This window comes from Eubacterium sp. CAG:161, from assembly GCF_000432355.1.
Lineage (GTDB): Bacteria > Bacillota > Clostridia > Lachnospirales > Lachnospiraceae > Eubacterium_G > Eubacterium_G segne.
Window position 1 is genome coordinate 242,775 of record NZ_HF991871.1, and the last position, 20,844, is coordinate 263,618.

Here is a 20,844-nt window from a genome sequence, read left to right on the forward strand (position 1 = left end):
CCTTTGCTTTTTTATTTAATTTCATCCAGCCATTCTTTAACACTGGCATCACTAGGCATTCTTAAATCTCCCCTAGGTGATACGGCAACTGTACCTACCTTTGGTCCATCCGGCAGACAGCTTCTCTTAAACTGCTGTGAGAAAAATCTCCTGTAAAAGGTCTTAAGCCATTTTTTTATAGTTTCTGTATCATATACCCCATCAAAGGCAAGTTCTGCAAGAAACTGTATTTTTTTCGGAGTATATCCAAATCTTAACATATAGTAAAGGAAGAAATCATGAAGCTCATAAGGACCTACAAGCTCTTCTGTTTTCTGGGCTATCACTCCGTCCTTTGGTGGTAAAAGTTCAGGGCTCACCGGTGTATCTAAAATATCATACAAAATGTTGCTGATTTTTCCTTCATTTACATCTGCATAATATTTAACTAAATGCCTTACAAGAGTTTTTGGAACTCCTGCATTTACCCCATACATGGACATATGATCTCCATTATAAGTTGCCCATCCTAATGCCAGCTCCGACATATCTCCTGTTCCAATTACCATTCCATTGTATTTGTTTGCCAAATCCATCAAAAGATACGTTCTTTGTCTTGCCTGGGCATTTTCATAAGTAACATCGTGATTTTCAATATTATGTTCTATTTGGGCAAGATGCAATGTAACTGCTTCTGATATGTTAATTTCCTTAAAGTCACATCCTAATTCCTTAATTAGCTCCACTGCATTTAAGTATGTTCTGTCTGTGGTTCCAAAGCCCGGCATTGTCACTGCATGTATTCCTTTTCTGTCAAGTCCCAATGCATCAAAAGCCTTTACTGTAACAAGAAGTGCCAATGTGGAATCAAGACCACCTGAAATTCCTATTACTACATTTGAGCATCCTGTATGTTCAAGACGTCTTCTAAGTCCCCAGGTCTGAATTTCCAATATTTCCTCGCATCTTGCATTTCTCTTATTTGTATCTGACGGTACAAAAGGTGCCTTGTCAATATATCTGTCAACTTTCACTTCTTTATTTTTAAGTTTAACAGATACATTCATATAATCCTCATTATCCGGGTTTACATAGAATGTTGTCATTCTTTGTCTTTCTGTGGCAATCTTATCTAAATCTATATCTCCATAGGTTATATTACTGCTTTCAAAACGCTTTGACTGGGCTACCATGGTTCCGTTTTCCGCTATGATGTTATGCCCTGCAAATACTAAATCGGTAGATGATTCACCATCTCCTGCATCTGAATAAATATATGCACAAATGTTTTTTGCCGACTGCATTTCCACTAACTTTCTTCTATAATCAGCCTTTCCGGTAATTTCATCACTGGCAGAAAGGTTTAATATAACATTAGCTCCTGCTAAAGCATGGTTTGTACTTGGTGGATTTGGTACCCACAAATCTTCACATATTTCAATGGCAAAGGTGAAATTCTCTATATTGCCACAATCAAAAATCAAATTTGTTCCAAATGGGATTTCTCCCCTTGTTTCACCTTTTTTAATTCCCTCTCCTGATGTAAAATGTCGTCCCTCATAAAATTCTGAGTAACTTGGAATAAATGATTTTGGCACTATTCCTTTAATTTCTCCTGCATATATTACTACTCCGCAATTATACAGTTTATTTTTATGCCTTATTGGTGCCCCAACTACTGAAACAATTTCCATATCTTTCGTATCTTTTGATAACTCATTTATTTTTTCAAATGCCAAATCTAACATATTTTTTTGCCAGAACAAATCCGATGCAGTGTATCCTGTAATGCATAGTTCCGGAAAAACTATAAGCTGTGCTCCGTTTTTATATGCTTCTTCTGTCATTTTTGCTATTTCTAATTTATTGTGACCACAGTCACCTATAACAATTTTAGGTGTTGCAGCTGCAACCTTTACATATCCGTTATTCATTTTTTTCCTCCTTAATTAATAGGACAATTTTATCATTATACGTTAATAAATACAAATAAAAGTTTCAGGCAACAGATTAATGAACCTTAATCCTGTTTTTGTCACCTGAAACTTTTTCATAAAATCAGCTTCTTATAAATGTATTATAGCCCATTGCCCTAAGCCTTTGTTCCATTTCTACAGCATTATCAAGGCTTTTAAATTCTCCTTCCCGGACTTTGTATAATCCGTCTTCGAAGACCACCATAGCCGGAAACTGCATGGCTTTAAGCTGGGCTGCCATATTATTGGCTAACTGTCCGTTCCTAAATGCTCCTACCTGAATAGTATAAACCTGGGCATCCGTGGCAGAAATTCCACTATCATCTAATGTATCAATTATGGCATCTGCAATACCCTGAGCAATTTCATTAAAATTATTATCAAATAATTCATTATCTTTATCTGAATTAATAAATCCTGCCTCAATTAAAACTGCCGGCATTTTTGTACGCTTTAAAACCACAAGATTTGGTCTTTCCACAATTCCCTTATCTTCAAAACCGATTGCCGTAAGATTTTTGTTAATGTTTTCCGCTAATTTTTCCTTTAAACCTTCCCTGTTATACACCAAAGTCTGTACTCCTGTGTAAGTATTAGGTACAGCTGAGGAATTTCTGTGGAAAGATACAAACAAATCTCCGCCTGCATTGTTGGCAATCATTGCCTTTTCAAAAGGAGTATTATATACATCAGCAGTTCTGGTATATTCCACATCAAAGCCTGCATTAGTTAAAAACTTTCCTACTGCCATGGCAAGTGCCAATGCATCATCCTTTTCCTGTCTTCCATTAAAGTTTGCCCCCGGGTCAGAACCACCGTGCCCCGGGTCTAATATTATTTTATAAGCCATATTAAACCATTACAAAACTATTTATCATAATAGATTATGCTTATTTTTAATAATTGATACCCTTATTTTTTAGTTGTAGTGTTATTCTGTGTTGTAGTATTTTTCTTAGTTGTATTGTTGTTATTGTTGCTGTTATTTTTATTATTATTTCCATCCATATCATCAATAACATCATCTACGCCGTCTTTAATATCATTTCCAATATCATCTACCACACCGTCATTTTTTGTTCCGTTATTATCTGCATTTCCATTATTTGTGGTATCGTTAATAATACCTGAATTTGCACCGTTTTCTGTTGTAACATTCTCTGTTGTTGTGGCATTTTCATCATTGTTTGTGTTGCCACATGCTGCAAAACATAATGCAGACACTAACAATGTCATGGCTAATAAGTAAATTTTAAATGTTTTCATACTATAAATCCTCCAAATGATTTTCCATATCTTATCGGTTTTCTCAAATTTTTCTCTTTGTTTCCACCCGATAACAATATTGTTTTCACTTTTTTAATTTTTATACAAAAAATAGACTGTGTTTTATTGATTTTAATCAAAAAAACAACAGTCTATTTAAAAATTCAATAAATTAGTCTATTACATCTGCCATATTATATAATCCGGCTTCTTTTCCTTTTAAGAACTTAGCTGCATCAATGGCTCCCTTAGCAAAAATTGCCTTTGAATATGCTGTATGCTTAATTTCAATAACTTCATCTATTCCTGCAAAGATAACTTCATGTTCACCTACAATTGTGCCACCACGAACTGCTGAAATTCCAATTTCGTTTTTAGCTCTCTTCTGGCGTACAGTGCTTCTGTCATATGTGTAATCGTACTGGTTATCTAAAACCTGATTCATACAATCTGCCAGGGCTAACGCTGTTCCACTAGGAGCATCAACCTTCTGATTGTGATGTTTTTCCACAATTTCAATATCAAAACCTCTGTTAGCTAAAACTTCCGTAGCAGTTTTTAAAAGTTTCATAAGTGTATTAATACCTAATGACATATTAGCTGAGCGGAGAACTGCTACCTTTTTGCTGGCCTCGTTCACTTTTTCAAGCTGCTCTGCAGACAGTCCTGTTGTACATATAACCACAGGTGTTTTAGTGCTGACAGAATAATCTAATAAATTGTCAATCGCCGATGTGACAGCAAAATCAATTATTACATCTGCCTTTACGGTACACTCCTTTATTGAAGTAAATACCGGATATTCATTATCTATACCTGTATAAGCATCTACACCGGCTACAATTTCTATATCATTGTCCTGTGACACAAGATTGGTAATGACTCTTCCCATTTTGCCATTACATCCGTGCATTATAACATTAACCATCTTTAACCTCCGTGTTTAGATTTTTCTTCTAAATGTAAAATGCTCTTTATAGGACTCCGTAATCCTTTAATGCCTTTTCAAGTAATTCCTTATGAGCATCTGATAATTCAGTAAGAGGCGCTCTTACGGGACCTGCCTTATAACCTAACATATTCATAGCTGCCTTAACAGGTATAGGATTTACTTCGCAAAATAATGCTCCAATCACATCTATAGCCTCTAACTGAAGCTTTGTAGCTGTAGCTGTATCTCCGTTTAAATATGCGTATACCATATCATGAACCTTCTTTGGAGCAACATGTGACCACACTGAAATAACACCTTTTCCTCCTAATGATAATATAGGAAGTACCTGGTCATCATTTCCTGAATATATATCAATACATCCGTCTGCTAAAGCTGCTAATTTAGCAACAGCTGAAATATTTCCTGATGCTTCCTTAATAGCTACTACATTTTTAACTTCTTTTGCAATTCTTACTGCTGTTTCAGGCTGGATAGTTGTGCCTGTTCTTCCCGGTATGTTATACATAATAATCGGAATATTAACTGCATCTGAAATAGCTTTATAATACTGGTAAAGACCTTCCTGGGTACACTTATTGTAATATGGTGTAACACAAAGAAGTCCGTTAGCTCCAACCTCCTCAGCTCTCTTCGAAATATTTATGGCTTCACGTGTACAATTTGAACCTGAGCCTGCAATAACAGGAACTCTTCCTGCTACCTTTTCTACACAATACTTAATTACTTCAATATGCTCATCGTGATCCATTGTTGATGACTCACCTGTTGTACCACATACAATAATGGCATCTGAACCACCACTTATCTGGTCATCAATAATTCTCCCAAACTCTTCATAATTAACTGAACCATCTTCATTAAAAGGTGTAATAATGGCTACACCGGCACCTGTAAAAATAGACATTTTCTATTCCTCCTATATTTTATATGTACTTGTAAACCATAGTAAAAGGAGCTTAAAATAAGCTCCTTATAAGAATTCTGATATAAAACTTATAAGTAGCTCCCCATACATAAAATATGTATGACAGTCATATGGCTGTTAACCACATACCCAGGAAACAATCTCCGGAAACCATCTCCTTCGGCGCTGCATCCTTTCTGCTATAGTCATCTGCCTCCGGGACATCATATAACCTACTAATAATTAGCGCAACCTCTACTATCGTTCAACTACGTTTATAATAACACTGACATTAAATAGTGTCAACTAAAATACTTTTATTTATTATATGTTTTTTTAGTTAATTATGTCATTATTTTACTATATCTTTTTGTGTATTTTTTTCTTTTTTAACTTTACTACTATTTTCATATCCTTCAGGCATTCCAAGGCTCTGATATAGTTTTCCTAAATCCGTAATTTCACCTGTAGTTATATCAAGTAATGCGGAACCTCCGTTTCTGTAATCTGTAGGATTAAAAGAGAACCATGAATACCTCTCCACATAATCTCTTTTATCTAATTCAGGAATAACACCCTTCATATAATCAATAACTGATTGTCTCATTTGCTTTGTTCTGTAAGGAACACCACTTATGGCAAATTCCGTTATCCAAATTGGCTTGTGATACATCTCCCATGTTTTGTCAACTAAATCTAAAAATGCCTGTACCCCCTCTTCATTCCACCAGTTCCAATAATGATGAATAGGTATAAAATCAACATCCATTTTTTCTTTTTTCATTTGTTTCATAAATGGCACAAACCAGTCATCTGACCATGGAGGACATAATGCCGTGGCAGGAGAACCTACATAAATATCCTGATTCATAAATGCCTTCATTCCCTCTACTGCATCTTCTACTGATATATTGGACTGTTCTTCCAAATCCGGCTCATTAAATGCCAGCACATACTTATATCCCAGCTTAGGCAATACCGATATTTCCTGCTTATCTGTAGGTGCTGTTGTCCACATCATTGGCACAAACTGTAAATCTCTAAAACTGGTGAAATTATGTTTGGTTATGCTCCAGTTATAATACCATGAAACTCCCCAGTTACCGGCATCAACATTTCTTGCCATATCCTTATTCATGCACAATCCCTTTTTATTCACGTAAAAAGGAATAACATCAGAATAAATTTTCGAGCCTTTTTCTATTTGTGCCTCTATGTATATCTTATGTAACTTAACCTCTGTGGTGTAATACTCATAGGTAGTGGTTTTTCCGTTAGTTTCTGCTATTTTTTTATCATCTGCATAAATTACATACTTTTTAACCTTACCTATTTTTTCAGCACTGTTCCAATTTATTGTAATATATCCTGCCGGTTGTAGTGTTCCTGCCTCAGGAAAGGTTATGGCATTTTCCTTCCAGCTGCTTTTATTTGCATTAATTTTTTGTATTCGATTCTTGTCATTTATTTTAAAACCTGCCACAAGAGATACTATTATTAGTCCTAATAATAAAATCCCCATAATTACTTTCTTTCTGCTTTTTAACATAATACTCTAAATCCAATCTTATGATATTAATTAAGGGGCGGCATTACCACCCCTTAATATGGTTCTATTTTTTTATTTTTACTTTATTTGTTTTGCTCCACTTACAATAGTATTTCTTTCCATTAATTACTTTGTAAGCTCTCACTCTTACATAATACGTTTTCTTCTTTGTTAGCTTTTTAATTGTGCCGTTTTTAACTGTAGCACTTGTTGCTGAAATATTCTTTGTTTTTGTTTTGTATTTTTTCTTTGTGCTAAACTTCTTGTTTAATGAATACTGAACCTGATATCCTGCGGCTCTTTTTACAGATTTTATGCTATAGCTAAAGGCCTTCTTTTTAGCTGTCACACTATAAACTGTAGTAGGCACTGCCGCAACGCAGGAAGCCATAGATGTATTCTTTGAAGTTGTATATGATACATTATACTTTTTAGCATTATATCCTGCCGGATTTCCAATATTTGCATATATCTGTCCTAAGGTTGTAAGCTTTCCCGTATCATAATAATAAATACCTGAAGCACCTGTTTTTGAATCTTCCGGATTAAAATCGAACCATGAATATCTTTCAACATAGCTTCTTTCATTTAATCCCTTAAGAACAATTTTCATAAATTCCTGAACCTGTGCATTATGCTTGGCGTTTTTAGGATTAAATACATTTCCTGAGTCCGCTACTGCAAACTCAGTAATCCAAATAGGCTTTTTGTATTTTGCATATATTTCATCTATTGTATGAAGGTACTCTAATGCCGTGTCAGCATTGTCATAATAATGCTGATATGCATGCACTGCAATAAATGTCATATTATTTTTCTGCGTTTGATTTAAGCCATTCCAAAATGGTGTCCACCACTTGTCAGAATTAATCTGAAATGTTTCTGTTGCAGGAGAACCTAATCTGAGACTTCCTTTGCTGTCAATCATTTCATTCCATCTGTATCTCATTGTATCAGGCTGCTTATTTGATTCCCCTTTTAAATCCGGCTCATTATATGACAACATATATTTGTAACCTTTTCTGTTGGCATACTCACATCTTTTAGAAATATCTACTGAATCGTCTCCCCAAATCATAGGAACAAACTCTAAATCATAAAATTTTTTATTTTTATAATTCCAGTCTTTTAATGATTTGTAGTCCCAGTCATAATACCATCCGATATTCATTGATGCCGGATCAACTGCTGCACCCATATCTCTTCGGTTGACACATATTCCTTTTTTTGTTACATAAAAATTTCTTACATCTGATTTTACAACAGTGTTATCCTTTAATTCTGCAACAATTTGTGCTGTATATCCCTTCACATTGGTAGTATAAAATTCAAATTTCATAATGTCCCCTGATGGTGACATTGTCTTTTTTAATGTTCCGTCAATATAGACCTTATACTGCTTTACATTTTCCAATGTATTATTCCATTTAATATCAATATATCCCGCACCAATTAACTTATTTTGTTCCGGGCTTATTATTGCTTCACCTGACCAGGTATTTGTCTCGTCTGCCTTAGTTACAGTATTGTCAAATATCATTCCTGAAAATAATAATGCAACGGATAAAACCATAGCCAATATTTTTTTTATTTTCTCCATATAAATTATGAAAACCTCCTAGCATTTTCATCATAAACCCTAACAAATGCCTATAAATAAAAGGGCAGAAAAAGTTATTTAAATATATAACCCTTCCACCCTTTCAAATATTTAAAATCTAATTATTTAATAACAATAGATTTCTTTACAACTTTTTTGCTGTATACTTTCTTTCCTGCTGAATCTAAATTGTATGCTCTAACCCGGAAATATGTCTTCTTTCCTGATTTTAACTTCTTAATCGCTATACTTGATTTTGTTGTTGTCTTTGTTTTAGCCTTTTTCATTTTGCTGTTATTAGCATACTTAATTTCGTATCCCTTTGCATTAGAAAGCTTCTTAAATCTTAATTTAGCACTCTTCTTTGCAGCCTTAAATGTTACTTTTGCCTTACCCGGCTTCTTTGTAGCTGTGTAAACACATGTAATATTTAAGTTGCCCTTTACAGGTGTAGAAAGATTGTATTTTGATGAACCTACTTTGTATGCAGAGAATGTCTTTCCCTTTACAGCGAACTGATGTCCTGATGCCTTTTCTCCGGCATTAACATGCTCTGTATATGACTGATTTCCACATATGTACTTAACTGTATACTGGTTACCTGCTGTAACTTTGAAATCATCAACAAAAAGGCTACCCTTCATTGCTGTTTCATCAGGATATGTTGTAATATATGAACCGGCTGTAAACTGAACACATATTGCGTTTCCTGCATATGTCTTTGGAACCTTTACTGTTACCTTTACAGTCTTTTCGCCTTCAACACTGCTATCTGCTTCAATACTTCCACCTGATGTACATCCTGAATATGAAGTTAAATCTAAGCCGTTATTATTGGCAGGATTAATAACATTAAAACCTATGTGCTTAATGTAATTATCTTCCTGTATCGGATCATTATTTTCATCTAATACCGGAATTCTTTCACCGTTTTCATCGTATTTGTAATCACCGTATTCATCTTTTTCATATATAGTTTTCTTACCTTTAAGTGTACTTCTATATTTGAAAGATACAGTATATGTACGACCTTTTTCTACAGGAATATTTGATGTATAAAATCTAAGTCCGTACGGATTATCACCTACTAATGAGCCGTCACGTTCATTATACTGTCCGTCCCATCCTGTATTAGCTGCCCAAAACTGAGCTTTAGAAGCTGTTGCTCCCGGTGCAACCCATCCCTGTGTTGCAAAATCTCCTAAAGGAACTTGACCATTAGGATAATCCTCAGTTCTAATATGTGTCAATGCATGATACCAACAATACTTAACCTTCTTACCATCTTCTCCATCTACATGTCCATTATGAAGCTTATCTAAGCTTGATTCTTTTCCATCCGCAGGAATTATTGAAAAATAGTTCCATGTAATATTTGAAGCAACATTAGCTCCATTGCTGGCATGTGATGCAGCCGGAACAATATTAATTGAACCAACTACCATAGTAAGAGCTAAAGCAACTGATGATACTTTCTTTAAAAATCCTTTTCTCACTTCTTGTCCTCCTGAACAAATTGATAAATTACCTGTTATTAAACAGTTACCCAATGCATAAGCATTGGGTAACATTTATATAGTATGCTGTCAAAAATTATTTTTTAATTTTAATTGACTTTTTAACCCATGCACTTGATTTGTATCCACTTGCAATTGCACGAACCTTAAATGTGTATTTCTTACCCTTTTTAAGTTTCTTAACTGTTAATGTATTCTTCTTTGCGCTATATGTCTTGCTTCCAACCTTAATCTGGTACTTCTTAGCCTTTGAAACCTTCTTCCATGAAAGCTTAACAGTTCCTTTTTTCTTGTTTACAGCCTTAAGACCTTTAACCTTTGCAAGTGTTTTTACAGTAGGCTTTGTTGTTGGCTTAACTGTAGGTTTTACTGTTGGTTTCTCAGTTGGCTTAACTGTAGGTTTTTCTGTTGGAATTTCCGGTGCCTTTTCATAATCCGGATCAACACCTAAATCTTCAAAAGTGATATCTGAGAATGTAACTGTACCTGTCCAGTTTGCTTCTTTAGCCTTTACGTTTTCATTTACAACCGGGAAAGCTCCTAATGAAATAACCATCTGTAAAGATGTTGTTGCCTGGCTCTTAAATTCGGTGTATGTAAATGTCTTTTCATCAGTTCCAAGTTCTGCTTCTGTTTCACCAAACATATAGTCACCTGAACCTGTATTAAATGCAAGGTTAAAATACTTAGTTGATGTAGCTTTTGCCTTAAATGAAATATTATAAATATGACCCTCTGTAAGTTTGATATTATCCATTGTCATTCTAAGTGACCATGGATTGTTTAAACCATTACCATAGTCTGCCTGCCAACCATTGCTCTTGATATTAGCTGCAAAACCATTTGCAACCACGCCTGAATCAGTTATTCCTCCAACAACTTCACCATTGGCATTTGTTGTTGCTGAATTGAAATTTGTAACTGTTGTATTAGCTGAATCAGTAAAAGTAATTGAATTATATGCTGACTCCTCATAATCACCCCAAGCATGTGGTGCAGTTCCTGACTGATATACCTGCCATGATGATAACTGTCCATCCTCTGCCTTTACTGTTGTCTTATTAACATCAGCTCCTACAAATAAAGCTGCAACCAATGCAACTGACATTGTTCCTGCTAACGCTTTCTTGAAAATATTTCTCATTTTCATTTCCTCCTTTAAATATTTCTCCTTTTTTGAAAACGCCTAATTTTCAGTTACCTGTATTGTAACATTTTTTATAAAGATAATCAATATAAAAATGTTTCAATTACGCACTTTTCACAAATAAAAATACTTTTATCCATTTCAAATGTGATTTTTTTCACATATTTTATTTATAACCACTACCATATATTGGTATAATTATCACAATTCAGTTTTTCATACCTTATATACATAAAATCATTTTTACATCTTTTCCTGAATATCTTATATTTTAACCGTCAGATTTTTTCTTTTAAGTCAAAAAAATATACTGTTGTGGATTGCTCCTTACCGGAACTAAACACAACAGTATATTTTTAATCATCAATATATTCTAACTTACTTACCGAAACTTCATAGGCTACATGCTTTTCAGTCTCTTCCTCACTAATCTTCTTTACATATTCCCTGCTCTGAACTCTTCCCCAGATTTGAATATGTCCTCCCACTTCAAAGTTAGATGCATATCTCGCATTTCTCCCCCATGCAATACAAGGTATATAATCTGACTTTCCATATGGGCGATTTACAGCAATAAGCAAATCAGCAATTTCCCTTCCTAATGGCGTTTTTCTGTAAATTGGTGCCTTACAGATATATCCATCCAAAAAGATTTGATTAGTTTTTCCTGACTCAAGATTCTCTTCTACCTCTTCCCATTCTCTTACGAATATGGAAAGAACCAGCTTGTTCTTTGTCCCCTCGTGCCTGTTATAGGATCTAAACTGACCTGAAACCTCTACCAGTCTGCCCTGGTAGTCTTCGTTAATATCTACCAGTCTCTCAGATACCATTAACGGAATTACATCTGTTAAATCACTTAGTCGGTCTACAGACACATCAACTATGTAAAATCCCTCTCCAAAAACTTCATGGCTAAATCTGAATTCTGATACGATTTCTCCTATAATACTCACTCTGTTGTTCTCAATAACTTTGTCAATCATTGTATTTCCCCCTTACCACACTTTGGTGTATTATTTTTTTATCAATATTATTATACACTATTTTTTCCTAAAAATGTAAAAAATCGTTCGACTTCTTCCGACTTATAATAGTCTTTATATCAAATGCCTAATTTTTTGGTATTATAACGTAAAAAGGACCGTCATGCAACGATCCTTTTCATATACTGTAAACAGTATTATATTATTTTTTAACCTTAACTGTTTTCTTTGCACTATATGCACCTGCAACACCTGATGATTTTGCAACTGCTGCTACCTGTACACTTACTTTCTTTCCAGCCTTAGCTTTAACTGTAACTGTTGTTTTTTTAGTTGTAGTTACCTTTCTTCCAACTTTCACTTTGTATTTGGAAGCTCCTGCAGCCTTTGCAAACTTAACGGTAACTTTGCCCTTCTTTGTTGACTTAACTGACTTAATCTTTGGCTGCTGAACTAATGTAAACTTAGATACAGTAATTAACGTTGATGATGAGTAATCTCCATTAGCATCAACTGCAAGTCCGTCTGCCGGTTCCTGCTTAAACTGTTTTCTAAATACCTGATATCTTGTAGCGGCATCTCCGTCTTCTGATACGCCTTCTCTGTCACCGATATCTCCACCAAGTCCAAAATAAACTGAGTTTGCATTAGCTTTTGCCTTAAATGTCTTGTTTACCTTAACTGTCTTGTTAGCAGGAATCTTTACCCATGTTGAGTATGCTAATGTATCACCTGTAGCAACCTTAACATATGCAAACTTTGTGATATTTGTTGCCTTAATTGTAAATGAAAGTGTGTATGTCTGTCCCTTCTTTACATTAATGTTTTTAGCATTTCCGCTTTTAGCTCCATCAATGTAAACCTGAGCTCCCCAAACACCCATCCAGCCTACAGAATCAATAGCTGCTGTAAAGCCTGATGCCTTGTTTGATGTTAACTTTCCTTCTGCTCCTTCGTACCATCCTTCTGTAGCAACAAAGTAGCTGCCCCAAGTTGCTGCAAAACATGTAGTTCCCATAGCAATTACAAGTGTAAGTGCAAGAACTGATGCTGCAAATTTCTTTGCCAATCTTTTCATGATTGTTCCTCCTTTAAGATATAAAATTTTAATACAATTTGGGAAATATCCGCTCTCCCATATCAAACCGTATTAGATTTTGTGTTCTAACCGACGCCCCTTTTGTTTTATTCTATAACATTTATAGGGGTTCCTGCAAGCCATTTTTGCAAATTTTCTGAAACGATTTTAATAAGTCGCGTTCTTGTCTCCAACGGAGCCCATGCAGCATGAGGAGTGATTATAATGTTTTTGGCATTAAGTAACTGACAATTAGGCGCCATCGGTTCTTTTGATACCACATCTAATGCCGCTCCACATATAACATCATGGTTAAGGGCATAGACTAAATCATCCTCATCCACCACACCTCCACGGGATGTGTTAATGAACAAACTGTCACGCTTCATTTTGCAAAAGAATTCTTTGTTGCACATTTTTTCCGAATCCCTGTTTAATGGGCAGTGCATTGTAACAATGTCTGACTTCTTAAGAATTGTATCAACCTGTGCATATTCTGCAAATGACTCATTTTTTAGTATTGTGCCCTCATTTTTTAGTGCACTTCGACTGTAGGCAAGCACATTCATGCCAAAGGCATTTGCAATTTGAGCCACCTTCTTTCCAATAGAGCCATATCCTATTATGCCTATAGTTTTTCCACTTAATTCCTTCATTTCCATAAACGGGGAAAATTTGTCGGTTTTTATCCATCCGCCTTCTTGTACAAAATAATTATACCTTGAAATCTTGTTGTAAAAATGAAGAATAAATGCAAAAACATGTTGTGCCACCGCCTCTGTGGAATAGCTTCCTGCGTTACATACCGTTATTCCCTTTTTACGGGTGTACTCTAAATCCACGTTATTATATCCCGTTGCAAATAACCCAATATACTTAAGTTTAGTTGCTTTACACAGCGTCTTTTCAAATAATGGTGTCTTATTACATAATACAACATCTGCCTCACTTATCCGTTCAACTATCTGATTTTCCCCTGTGCTTCCATATATTTTAACATTTCCATATTGATCAAATGCTGAAAAATCTATATCATTATTTAAAGATAATGTTTCTGCATCTAATATTACTATGTTCAAAATTCAGCCTCCGTAAATAGTCTTTTTTATTTTTTTATACTTACTTTCTTAGCCTTAGACCAACTTCCGTATGTTTTTCCGTTAACTCCTCTTATTCTGAAGTAATATTTTTTCTTTTTAGTAAGTTTCTTCACTGTATAAGTAACTTTTTTAGTTGTAACTGTCTTAGTCTTATACTTCTTTGCTGTTCTAAACTTCTTATCTAAAGAATACTGTACCTGATATTTCTTTGCATTCTTAGCACTTTTCCATATTAACTTTACAGAAAGTTTCTTAACGTTAGTTGCTTTTTTTACTGAAACCTTTGCAGGTTTTGCCTTTTTTTTCGGCGCTGACGTCGTAGCAGGCTGTGTTGTTACATTTTTCTTTGTAGTAGGTTCCTGCGTAGTAGTTTCCTCTTTTTCCACATACTTATTAGTTATAACTGATAACTGATAGCCCTCAGGATTTCCCAAACTTGCGTACAACTCTCCTAACTGGGTAATTGCACCTGTTTCATAATCAAATAATGCTGAAGCTCCACTGTATGCTGCTCCGTCTATTTCATTGGCACTGTTAATATTATAAGGGAACCATGAATAACGTTCAACATATGGACGTTCTTCTAATCCTTCCACAATTTCCTTCATGAAATTCTCCACATTTTTTCTTGCCGTTGGATTCTGATAACTATTGTTAGTAAGTACCGGATGCTGTCCCCATACTGAAACCTCAGTCAGCCAGATTGGCCTGTTATATCTTTTATACAATTCATCAATTTTGTTAAGTAATACCTGAGCCTGTCCTTTTTCAGGAAAGGCTGTGTAAAAATGCATAGGTATTGCATCGCATCTTAAATTCTCGTCCTCATCTACCTTTTTAACAAATGCATCTAACCACTCTGTACTTGATGCTACAGCCGGAGCTACCGTTCTACGACCTGTAGCTGTAATGTCTTTCCACAGTTCTACAGCTTCATCCACCGTAAGATTAGACTGTTCAGGATGATCCGGCTCATTAAATCCAAGTATATATTTATCCTTTGATGTAATGTCAGGAATCTGCTCCATTACATCCTTACCCCATATCATAGGTGCAACAGGAATTTCGCTAAAATTATCAACTACGGAATTAAACTGTGTTGGTGCCCAGTTATAATACCATGCGCAGTTCATATCACTTAATTTAACTGTTGAACTCATATCAGCACCAAGGGCAACACCTTTTTTGGAAACGTAAAAAGTTACTTCATCACTTTTAACCTCTGTTCCATCGTCCATTGTAGCTACAACATATGCCGTATGGGCAGATACCTGTGTAGTGTATACTTCACACTTTGCTTCCTTAGAAAGCCCTTTGGCATCAAATGTCATCACAGCCTTAGTTCCGTCAACTAAATCACATTCATTTTTTCCATCAAAATAAACCTGATAACCTGACGCATTTTCTAATGTTCCATCGAATTTTATATCAATGTAACCTGCTCCCACAAGTTTTCCCTGTACCGGAGCTGTTATGGCATTCTTCTGCCAATCACTTTTTTCATCTGCCTTTGTCAAATTAGTTGAACTGACAGATATTAACGACACCATCATTGCCATCGTTAATAAAATACTAATAATTCTTTTCACTTTCGTGTCCTCCTTCAAAAAATTATCTAAAGTCATTATAAAAAAACGAGACCATGAATGCAAGCACTCATTGGTCTCGTTTTTTTATTTAAGGTATCTTTTTATACTCTCTTTGAGTATTCACCTGTTCGTGTATCAATAACAATTGTTTCGCCCTGTTCAACAAATAAAGGAACATATACTGTAGCTCCTGTTTCAACTACTGCCGGCTTTGTAGCATTAGTAGCTGTATTTCCCTTGAAGCCAGGTTCTGTCTCTGTAATCTGTAATTCAACTGTAATAGGTGGTTCGATGGCAAATACATCGCCTTTGCATGAACAAATCTTTACTGTTTCATTTTCCTTTACAAATTTCAAAGAATCTCCAACTTTTTCTGAACCGATGGCAATCTGGTCATATGTTTCTCCATCCATGAAGTAATATAAATCACCATCATTGTATAAGTACTGCATATCCTTTCTGTCGATATGAGCATTTTCAAATTTTTCAGTTGGTCTGAATGTTGTTTCTACAACACCGCCACTCTTAATATCTTTTAACTTTGTTCTAACGAACGCTGCGCCTTTTCCCGGTTTTACATGCTGAAATTCGATAATCTGACAAATCTTTCCATCGTATTCAATTGTAATACCGTTCTTGAAATCGCCTGCTGTTACCATAATATTTCCTCCTAAAAGTTCGTCTGTGATTGCTCACGTTATTCCTATTATATGATATATCCTAATATATTTCAACCTTTTTCTTCCAGCTTACAAAGCATGTCGTAGCAGGTTAAAATTCTGTCGTTACTATCCACATTAACCTTTATATCCGCTACTGACTGATACCTTGGTTCTCTCTTCTCCATAAGACTTTTTACATGGCTAAGACTCATGTCATTGTTAAGTATCGGTCTGTGGGTATGATCCTTTACCCTGTCAAATATTGTTTCCGGTGTAGCTGTAAGAAGTACAATAGTTCCGCTGTTTTTTAGTATGTCCACATTTTCATCTTTTAACACGGCACCGCCGCCACAGGAAATTATCTGATTTTTGTTATTTGCAATTTCCCTAAGGCTTTCTGTTTCTAAGTTTCTGAAATATTCCTCACCGTATTTTTCAAAAATTTCACTTATGGACATTTTTGCCTTTTCTACTATATACGCATCCACGTCAATTTCCTTAAGTCCCGTTATTTTTGATAATGCAGAAGAAACTGTGGTCTTTCCTGTTCCCATAAATCCTATTATGGCTATGTTTCCCTGCAAAGGGCAATGTTTGTTTTCCTGTAAGAGCTTTCTCACAACCTTAATACCAGGCTGTCCCGGTGCTGAAGCACTTACTCCTGCTGCAAAGGTAACTGAAGTTTTTGTGATTTTAGGTATAACCCTTGTTACGGCTCCTAATTCACCCATAGACATTGTAATAATTGGTGCCTTTATTTTTTCATCTGTCTCCTTTGATGCTTCAATTAACACTTCGACGTCTTTTTTATCCCTTGGCATAACTGCTAATTTACAAACATCTGCCCCTGATTTTTCTATGGTGCTTAATATTTTCACCATTTCTTCCTTGTCCGGAGTTTTGTCAAAATGATGATTAGAACCTATAACATTCATTCCCTTTTCATGAAGGCCATTAATCAATTCATTAGCCTTATCATCCTTAAATACTTCCACGTCCACAAATTCTACATTAAATTCTTTGCCTTTTTCTGCAATAAATAAGCACAAATCACAATATTCATTCCAACCTATCTTTTTATTTCCACCTTCTGAATCTGTTCTTATTGTAAATATAACAGGAATATTTTCATTAACGTCTTTCATTTGTTTTAGGACATTCAGGTATCCTTCATTGTTATCGGTTTCAAAAAAATCTCCCCGCCACTCTATTATATCCGGTTCCATTTCTACGACACTTTTTAACTGCTGTAATACTTCTTCCGTAGTTTTTCCCATAACCGGAACACAAACTCTTGCCTGATTATTTGACAAAGTTATTTTCCCGAAATTCTTTTCCTTCATTTGTAACCTCCACGCTGACAATAAATAGAGTATAGTTTAGCCTTTAAATTTAGTCAATGCAAAGGTTTACATTTTTTTCCTGACACTTTATACTTAATAAGGATTTTATTTGAAAGGTGGTATTTTCATATGGGATATATCAATGAAATTACAGGACATACAAGACTCACCGGACTTTTGGGAAGTCCCGTGGCACATAGCAAATCCCCTTTAATGCATAACGAAGCATTCAGACTTTTAAGACTTGACTATGTATATCTTTGTTTTGATGTTAAGGAAGACAGCTTAAAAACAGCTTTTGAAGGATTAAAAAAATTAAATGTTGCAGGCTTTAACTGTACAATGCCTGACAAAACCGCAATCTGTGAGTTATTAGATGATTTATCTCCTGCTGCTAAAATGATTGGTGCCGTAAACACCGTTGTAAATGAAAATGGCAGATACATAGGTCATAACACTGACGGCATCGGTTACATGCAGTCAGTAAAGGATGCAGGTTTTGATATTAAGGGCGAAACCATGACTCTTCTTGGTGCCGGTGGTGCAGCATCTTCCATCTTTGTTCAGGCAGCATTAGATGGTGTTAAAAAAATCAACCTTTTCAGTATTAAGGACAGGTTCTGGGAAAAAGCAGAAAAAATGGTTGATATGGTTAATTCCAACACAGATTGTGATGCAAAGCTTATTGAGTTAGGCAATGACGATATATTAAACGAAGCTATCTCAAACAGTAAGATTTTAACCAATGCCACATCTGTTGGCATGGCACCAAATACTGATAATTGTATAGTAAAGGATTTTTCAGTTTTTAATGAAAACCTTATTGTTTCAGATGTAATATATAATCCAATGGAAACTAAGCTTTTAAAAATTGCCAAAGAACATGGATGTCCTACCTTTAACGGCATATATATGCTGTTATATCAGGGAGCTGAAGCTTTTAAGTTATTTACGGGAAAAGATATGCCTGTGGAAGAGATTAAAAAGAAATATTTTTCATAAAATCGAGTAGGCTGACTCCTACCCGATTTTAGCTAGCGGACATCTCAAAGCATAGCTTTTCGATGTTCTTACGCCCGGCAAATAATATTTCGTGCGAGCACGATATTGCTTGCCGGGCTTTTGCTACAAAAAAGTGCGTAGGTTCATTACTTACGCACTTTTCTTTTCCATAACCAGAGAATTAATTTTTCCGGTATTCTTTTTAAAATAATCTGTATTTCCTCTTTTTTGTCAATTTGCTTTAACATTACAGTTTCTATGCCTGTTCTGTTTGCCCCCCAGATATCCGTAAAAATCTGGTCGCCAATAAACAATGTGGATTCTTTATCAGTATTCATAAGCTCCATTGCCTTTTTATAGCTTTCCCTTGAAGGCTTATGAGCATCATATATGAATTTTGAATTAACTGCCTTTGCAAAAGGTTCAACTCTTAGTTTCCTATTATTTGAAATAAGACATGTATCTATTCCCATTCCATGTATTTTTTCAAAAACCTTAATTATATGTTCATCTGCCGGTGCTCCGTGAGGCACCAGTGTATTGTCTATGTCCGATACTATTCCACGAATACCTTTTTTGTAGTACATTTCAAAATCAATGTCATCAATGGAATCAAGGTATGTATCCGGGTATAATTTATTTAGCATTTAAATCTCCTTAGGGTTAAAATGTTAAAACATAATTATTTAAGTAATTTTGCCAGTTCCTCCATAAATGTGTTTACATCCTTAAATTCACGATATACCGATGCAAAACGCACATATGCCACCTGGTCTAATTTCTTTAATCTGTCCATTACCAGTTCTCCGATAACCGCACTGGAAACTTCCTTCTGTTCCATGTTAAATACGGCATTTTCAACATCTTCCACTGCTGAAACAATCTGTTCATAGGAAACCGGTCTTTTATGGCATGACCTTAAAATTCCTGCCTCAATTTTGCTTCTGTCATAGGGTTCACGTATATTATCTTTTTTTATAACAATAAGGGGAATGGATTCTACCTTTTCGTACGTGGTAAATCTCTTCTTACATACTTCACACTGACGTCTTCTTCTAATGGCATTATTCTCTTCTGCCGGTCTTGAATCAATAACTTTTGTATTTTCTTCTCCACAATATGGACACTTCATAGTTGTTCCTCCGGTTCTTTTTTACCACATAATTATAGATAATATTCCCTGTAAGGTCAAGGGTTTAGAATCCAGGCTTTTCACTGATTATGAGTATTTATTACCTCTAAAACATCTTTATTTTATGTTTAACCTCCGCCTCATCTACCTTTACCAATATAATATCAGGTCCCACCTGGGTAATACACTTAAAAGGGATTACATACTCGTAATCACTACATACTAATCCACACCATTTACTTGGTCCTGGCACAATAATTGCCTCAATACATCCTGTGCAAATATCAAATGCTATATCATCTGCACATCCTAATATTTTGCAATTGCAACAGTTTATAACCTCTTTCCTTTTTAAATCCTCTATTCTCATTTAAAGCCTTTTTTATTATCTTATGCAGTATCCCTGTTTTGTCTATCAATTTGTGGTGGGACATTCTCTTATTTCATGTAATTTTTCATACTTTTTAATGCGTTTTTTTCCAATCTGCTTACCTGTGCCTGGGAAATACCGATTTCATCTGCAATTTCCATCTGAGTTTTTCCGTTAAAAAAACGCATATCGATTATTTTTCTCTCCCTGTCTGACAAACCGTTTAAAGCCTCATTTAGTACAATGTTTTCCACCCATTTTTCTTCTTTATTCTTTTTGTCACTAATCTGATCCATTACATAAAGGGTGTCTCCCCCCTGGTCATAAACCGGGTCGTACAAAGAAACAGGACTTTGAATGGCATCAAGGGCATAAATAATTTCCTCCGGTGTTGCTCCAATGTGCTTTGCAATTTCCTCAATGGTAGGCTCAGTATTAGTTTCCTTTATTATGCTTTCCTTGCAATATATTGCCTTATAGGCAATGTCCTTTATGGAACGGCTTACCCTTATGGATGCATTATCCCTTAAAAATCTTTTAAGCTCCCCTGAAATCATTGGCACTGCATATGTGGAAAATTTAACATTTAAGGTATCGTCAAAATTATCCACAGCCTTAATCAGTCCGATGCATCCGATTTGGAACAAATCGTCCACATTTTCACTGCTGTTGGAAAACCGCTGCAAAAT

Annotated in this window: 20 protein-coding genes and 1 riboswitch; of the genes, 1 reads left to right on the forward strand and 19 read right to left on the reverse strand. The window is 35.2% G+C overall.

Features of this window, described 5'->3' with window-relative positions:
- Positions 1–11: 11 nt before the first annotated feature.
- The 15 genes from Q5O30_RS07700 to aroD all read right to left on the reverse strand — a co-directional run bounded on the left by Q5O30_RS07700 (position 12) and on the right by aroD (position 17,651).
- Positions 12–1,913 (reverse strand): NAD(+) synthase, encoded by a 1,902-nt coding sequence (locus Q5O30_RS07700; protein ID WP_021953175.1) that lies wholly within the window; start codon positions 1,911–1,913, stop codon positions 12–14.
- A gap of 124 nt (positions 1,914–2,037) precedes the next feature.
- Positions 2,038–2,805 carry an N-acetylmuramoyl-L-alanine amidase gene (locus Q5O30_RS07705; protein WP_021953176.1) on the reverse strand — a complete coding sequence of 256 codons (768 nt, stop codon included), beginning with the start codon at positions 2,803–2,805 and terminating at the stop codon, positions 2,038–2,040.
- Between the two features lie 62 nt (positions 2,806–2,867).
- On the reverse strand, positions 2,868–3,221 hold the full coding sequence (locus tag Q5O30_RS07710) for a hypothetical protein (protein ID WP_021953177.1): 354 nt from the start codon (positions 3,219–3,221) through the stop codon (positions 2,868–2,870).
- Between the two features lie 172 nt (positions 3,222–3,393).
- Positions 3,394–4,149 (reverse strand): 4-hydroxy-tetrahydrodipicolinate reductase, encoded by a 756-nt coding sequence (dapB, locus tag Q5O30_RS07715; RefSeq protein ID WP_021953178.1) that lies wholly within the window; start codon positions 4,147–4,149, stop codon positions 3,394–3,396.
- Positions 4,150–4,195: 46 nt separating this feature from the next.
- Positions 4,196–5,080, reverse strand: coding sequence for a 4-hydroxy-tetrahydrodipicolinate synthase (gene dapA, locus Q5O30_RS07720; RefSeq protein WP_021953179.1), 885 nt, complete (start codon positions 5,078–5,080; stop codon positions 4,196–4,198).
- Between the two features lie 88 nt (positions 5,081–5,168).
- Positions 5,169–5,346, reverse strand: a riboswitch (Lysine riboswitch).
- A gap of 86 nt (positions 5,347–5,432) precedes the next feature.
- A complete protein-coding gene (locus Q5O30_RS07725; RefSeq protein ID WP_021953180.1) occupies positions 5,433–6,629 on the reverse strand; it encodes a glycosyl hydrolase in 1,197 nt (398 codons plus the stop codon).
- A gap of 64 nt (positions 6,630–6,693) precedes the next feature.
- A complete protein-coding gene (locus Q5O30_RS07730) occupies positions 6,694–8,229 on the reverse strand; it encodes a glycosyl hydrolase (RefSeq protein WP_021953181.1) in 1,536 nt (511 codons plus the stop codon).
- 122 nt (positions 8,230–8,351) lie between these two features.
- Positions 8,352–9,725: a hypothetical protein gene (locus Q5O30_RS07735; RefSeq protein WP_021953182.1), complete on the reverse strand. Its 1,374-nt coding sequence runs from the start codon at positions 9,723–9,725 to the stop codon at positions 8,352–8,354.
- A 97-nt stretch (positions 9,726–9,822) separates the two neighbouring features.
- On the reverse strand, positions 9,823–10,890 hold the full coding sequence (locus Q5O30_RS07740; protein ID WP_021953183.1) for a PT domain-containing protein: 1,068 nt from the start codon (positions 10,888–10,890) through the stop codon (positions 9,823–9,825).
- A 359-nt stretch (positions 10,891–11,249) separates the two neighbouring features.
- Positions 11,250–11,879 carry a single-stranded DNA-binding protein gene (locus Q5O30_RS07745; RefSeq protein WP_021953184.1) on the reverse strand — a complete coding sequence of 210 codons (630 nt, stop codon included), beginning with the start codon at positions 11,877–11,879 and terminating at the stop codon, positions 11,250–11,252.
- A 202-nt stretch (positions 11,880–12,081) separates the two neighbouring features.
- The gene (locus Q5O30_RS07750) at positions 12,082–12,957 is read right to left on the reverse strand and encodes a fibronectin type III domain protein (RefSeq protein WP_021953185.1); all 876 of its coding nucleotides are present in this window, start codon (positions 12,955–12,957) and stop codon (positions 12,082–12,084) included.
- A gap of 107 nt (positions 12,958–13,064) precedes the next feature.
- Positions 13,065–14,036 (reverse strand): NAD(P)-dependent oxidoreductase, encoded by a 972-nt coding sequence (locus tag Q5O30_RS07755; protein ID WP_021953186.1) that lies wholly within the window; start codon positions 14,034–14,036, stop codon positions 13,065–13,067.
- 26 nt (positions 14,037–14,062) lie between these two features.
- Positions 14,063–15,646 carry a glycosyl hydrolase gene (locus Q5O30_RS07760; RefSeq protein WP_021953187.1) on the reverse strand — a complete coding sequence of 528 codons (1,584 nt, stop codon included), beginning with the start codon at positions 15,644–15,646 and terminating at the stop codon, positions 14,063–14,065.
- A gap of 101 nt (positions 15,647–15,747) precedes the next feature.
- On the reverse strand, positions 15,748–16,305 hold the full coding sequence (gene efp, locus Q5O30_RS07765; protein WP_021953188.1) for an elongation factor P: 558 nt from the start codon (positions 16,303–16,305) through the stop codon (positions 15,748–15,750).
- Positions 16,306–16,376: 71 nt separating this feature from the next.
- Entirely contained in the window at positions 16,377–17,651 is a 1,275-nt protein-coding gene (aroD, locus tag Q5O30_RS07770; RefSeq protein ID WP_021953189.1) for a type I 3-dehydroquinate dehydratase, read from the reverse strand.
- 129 nt (positions 17,652–17,780) lie between these two features.
- Between aroD and Q5O30_RS07775 the strand changes: the two genes are divergently transcribed.
- On the forward strand, positions 17,781–18,653 hold the full coding sequence (locus Q5O30_RS07775) for a shikimate dehydrogenase (RefSeq protein WP_021953190.1): 873 nt from the start codon (positions 17,781–17,783) through the stop codon (positions 18,651–18,653).
- 146 nt (positions 18,654–18,799) lie between these two features.
- Here Q5O30_RS07775 and Q5O30_RS07780 read toward each other — a convergent pair whose 3' ends face one another.
- The 4 genes from Q5O30_RS07780 to Q5O30_RS07795 form a co-directional block, all read right to left on the reverse strand.
- On the reverse strand, positions 18,800–19,300 hold the full coding sequence (locus tag Q5O30_RS07780) for a YqeG family HAD IIIA-type phosphatase (protein ID WP_021953191.1): 501 nt from the start codon (positions 19,298–19,300) through the stop codon (positions 18,800–18,802).
- A 35-nt stretch (positions 19,301–19,335) separates the two neighbouring features.
- Positions 19,336–19,785, reverse strand: coding sequence for a transcriptional regulator NrdR (nrdR, locus tag Q5O30_RS07785; protein WP_021953192.1), 450 nt, complete (start codon positions 19,783–19,785; stop codon positions 19,336–19,338).
- 106 nt (positions 19,786–19,891) lie between these two features.
- On the reverse strand, positions 19,892–20,155 hold the full coding sequence (locus Q5O30_RS07790) for a PRC-barrel domain-containing protein (protein ID WP_021953193.1): 264 nt from the start codon (positions 20,153–20,155) through the stop codon (positions 19,892–19,894).
- A 68-nt stretch (positions 20,156–20,223) separates the two neighbouring features.
- On the reverse strand, positions 20,224–20,844 hold a 621-nt coding region (locus Q5O30_RS07795; RefSeq protein WP_302674641.1), incomplete at its 5' end, for a SigB/SigF/SigG family RNA polymerase sigma factor.